Below are 3,750 nucleotides of genomic sequence, written 5' to 3'. Positions count from 1 at the left end.
TCCAGAGGTAACTTTCCTTCATTAACAAGCCTATGCCTCATACCGGCTCTAATGAAAGTGCTTTCTCCCTGCCTCAGGAAAAACGTTTCGTCGTCTACCTGTACGGTAGCCATACCTTTGACAACTATCCAGTGCTCACTGCGGTGGTAATGGAGCTGCAGGCTCAGCTTCTTTTTTGGTTCTACAGTTATATTCTTTATTTTATGCCTGTCAGATTTTTCCATTACAGTATAAGAACCCCATGGCCTGTATACTGTCTGCTGCAGATATGCTCTCTCATCATTCTTGTTGTGTAAAGCATCAGCTACTTGCTTTACTTTCTGGCTGCTTTTTCTCGGGCACACGAGCAGTGCATCCGGTGTATCGACGACTGCCATGTTTTCCACATCTATAAGAGCTACAAGCTTGTCACATTTGGAATAAACGAGGTTGTTCCTGGAATTGATCAGAATGTCCTCGCATTCATAGATCACGTTTCCATTGTCATCTTTCTCGGATTCCTCATATATAGCATTAAAATTCCCAAGGTCGCTCCATTTATGTTCCAGTCGTACAACCACAACATTCCTTGATTTTTCCATGATTCCGTAATCTATGGAGACCGTCCTAACTTTTCCGTATATTTCTTCAATAGTTGTATCAGGATCGATCTTAGGATCGAAGGCCTCAAAAAATGTTTTTTCGTGTTCCTTTAATTCCCTGAAGAATACATCAGTGTCAAAAAGGAACATTCCGCTATTCCAGAGACATCCTTCTTTCAGATACTTCAAGGCGTCATCATGATTTGGTTTTTCCCTGAACTCAGCTACCTTGTAGCCAGCACCGATCTTTTCAGATGGCTTTATGTATCCGTATCCGGTATGTGGTGATGTGGGAACTATACCAAAAGTGACCAGATTCTCCATTGCAAGCAACTGTGCGTTCTTAATGGTCTCCATTGCACGTATGTCAAGTACATGGTCCGAGGAAAAAACCCCAACAATAGATTTTCCGAATCTTTTTACTATTTCCTGCATACCGAAACTAATAGCCGGGAGCGTGTTCTTCGGCTCAGGTTCTATCAGTACGTTTTCGGGAGGCAGGTCATATCCCAGCTCTTTGGCCTGACCCGTAACAAAGAATCTCTGTGAATCGTTTGTCACAACGAAGATCTCGGATATATCAGAGACTTCCAGGCAGCGCATTAAGGTGTTCTGGAAGAAGGATGTATCTTCAAGTTTCAGGAACTGTTTTGGATTATGTTTCCTGCTCAGTGGCCATAATCTTGTTCCAGACCCACCGGCAAGGATGAGTGATTTAATGTTTTCATCTCCTCTTGTATGATCGATTTATTTTTTTGTATTTCTTATTTTTACTAATATATAATCATTCCTGGCCGATTTTTTAGGTCCTATCACTGATCATATATGCTATAGAACCGGTCACCAGCATGCTCCAGTAACTTATCAGCCTATCGAGCAGTGCCAGGGAAGTACCAAGCGTTGCATCGATACCAATTATATTCAGGATGAAAACGATGGATACTTCAACAGCTCCCAGCCCGGCAGGTGTAAGGGGAATAGCTGTCAGCAAGGAGGCTGCGAGTACCACAAATATAATTACCTCAAAACCTATTTGCAGTCCAAGGGCCCGGGTCACCAGGAAAAACCTTGCTGCCTCCATTGCCCATGCCAACGTGGTCAGGGTGATCACAAAAAATACCGTTGGACCATCAGAGAACGACCTGTACAGTCCATTGTGCAGGTTATTGAAGTGGAAAAGAAATCTATTGGGTACAATTTCCAATAATCTCTCTTTGAATACCCATAAAACTATCAGTCCCAGGGTGATCACAGCAAGCAGGATATATCCGATTCCTAAGGCTTCAGAGATCTGTGTAGGCATATTCTTCCTGAAAATGAGCAGGCCACTTAGTGTTAGCAGTAGCAGCAATATTGTAACATCGCATACACGTTCGATAAATATAGAGCCAATTGATGCAGATATGGGCGCACTGTTCTTCTTCTTGAGCAGGTAACTTCTGTATACATCACCAAGCTTTGCAGGAACGATACAGTTCACAAACCAGGACAGGAAAACCATTTCCGTTGCAATGGCAATTCCCGGCTGGATCCGGATGGTCTGCAGCAATCTATTCCATCTAACTCCTCTTACCACTATGGACAAATAATGCATGACAAAAGCGGCAACATAGAGAAACATGTTCGTCCCTTTTGCTATGGCTATGACATCATCTATGTTTATGCTACGCACTAGCAGGTAGAGTATAGAGAACGACAGGATGAATGAAAATACAGTCTTTTTGCTTGTCAATAAAGCTGATATCCGGGGTTTTTCTTCATTCATCTGATCCGTCCATGCAGATATTTCCAAACAATAAGGGAAATAAGTATTTTTATTTACATTAATGCAATATATTAAATAGTTGCGTTCTATTTTGGTATCGAACATTCGGCACATGTCAATAAAGGTAGGTCTAGTAATGGGGAAAAAGAGAGTGAAGGATAAGGCGGTCCTGAATCCTGCTATCCAGGATGTGGATCCATCATCATCTATGGTACAGTACATGCTTTATGATAAGTATTTATTGCTCCTTATTGCTATAACATTGCTCGGTGCTCTCCTGCGTATATATCGTCTTGGTCATCAATCCATCTGGCTGGATGAAGGTGCGAGTTTTGGTTACATACAAGAGACCTTTGGAGGGACCTGGGCTAAAGCTATAGAGTCCAGCCAGGCGCCTCTGCACATGGTATTTCTGCATTTTATGACCCTGTTCAGCTCAAGCGAGTTCAGTTTAAGGTTCCCTTCTGCGATATTTGGAACTCTCACTATACCTGTAACATATTTCATGGGTAAGCGCTTCTTTGGAAAAGAAGAGGGGATCATAAGTGCCTTTCTGCTTGCTATCTCCATGATGCACCTGTGGTATTCCCAGGAAGCCAGGATGTATGCACAAATGCTTTTGTTTGCTTCCATGTCACTATATTTCTTCTATGTCGCAGTTCATGACAATAACCGGAATAGTTGGGTACTATATATTATTTCTTCAACGCTTGCTTTTTATTCTCATTATTATGCAGTCTTCGTGTTCATCCCGGAAGTTGTCTTTTATTTGTTGCTGAATGTCGCTATTCCTGCATATAAGAAAAAGTCTTTGTCTTTGCAGGATGTCCCATCCTTAAAGGGATTTCTGGTGGCTATGGCAGCACTTTTCATATCGACTTTGCCTTTAATGGTGCCTTTCGTTAAGCAGGCCATTCTCAGAACCTCCGGAACTCCTACGTGGGGTATCGGCCAATCAGCAAGCTTCGTACCTACTATGCTTCTGGAGTTCAGTACCAGGGTCCCATCATCATCAGCATTTTTCATACTCCTTTTCATTACAGGTCTTGTAGTTGCAGCTATTCGCCAAAAAGAGCAGTGTGCCTATCTGGGATTATATCTTTTCATACCTCTCCTAGTTAGCTACATACTTGCTGCCAGTATGCCTTTCAGTCCAAGGTACCTGTTATTCCTGCTGCCTGCATATTTAATATTTGTCTCCAGAGGCATTACGGGCATAGCTAGCTTTTTGTCCCCTTCAAAGAAGATCAGGGAATCTTCAGCTAATAATAGAACGCGGAATTTGATCATGCTTTCTTTTGTGCTTTTGCTATCCGTTCTCACTGTTCCCTTACTATCCCAGTATTACACTTCTGCACAAAAAGAGGATTGGAGATCAACAGCTGTCTACCTGTCTGATCTGAC

General features: G+C 42.4%; 3 protein-coding genes. 1 reads left to right on the top strand and 2 read right to left on the bottom strand.

The window, feature by feature from the left end:
• On the bottom strand, positions 1-1,301 hold a 1,301-nt coding region (locus ACCM36_RS06625; protein ID WP_370572963.1), incomplete at its 3' end, for a mannose-1-phosphate guanylyltransferase/mannose-6-phosphate isomerase.
• 82 nt (positions 1,302-1,383) lie between these two features.
• The gene (locus ACCM36_RS06620) at positions 1,384-2,346 is read right to left on the bottom strand and encodes a lysylphosphatidylglycerol synthase transmembrane domain-containing protein (RefSeq protein WP_370572962.1); all 963 of its coding nucleotides are present in this window, start codon (positions 2,344-2,346) and stop codon (positions 1,384-1,386) included.
• A 136-nt stretch (positions 2,347-2,482) separates the two neighbouring features.
• Between ACCM36_RS06620 and ACCM36_RS06615 the strand changes: the two genes are divergently transcribed.
• Positions 2,483-3,750, top strand: a 1,268-nt coding sequence (locus tag ACCM36_RS06615) for a glycosyltransferase family 39 protein (RefSeq protein ID WP_370572961.1), incomplete at its 3' end; no start/stop codon positions are given.

It is taken from the genome of Methanomethylovorans sp. (assembly GCF_041305605.1).
GTDB lineage: Archaea > Halobacteriota > Methanosarcinia > Methanosarcinales > Methanosarcinaceae > Methanomethylovorans.
Note: the sequence above shows the minus strand (reverse complement) of the source record. Positions and strands in the feature narration are given on the sequence as shown.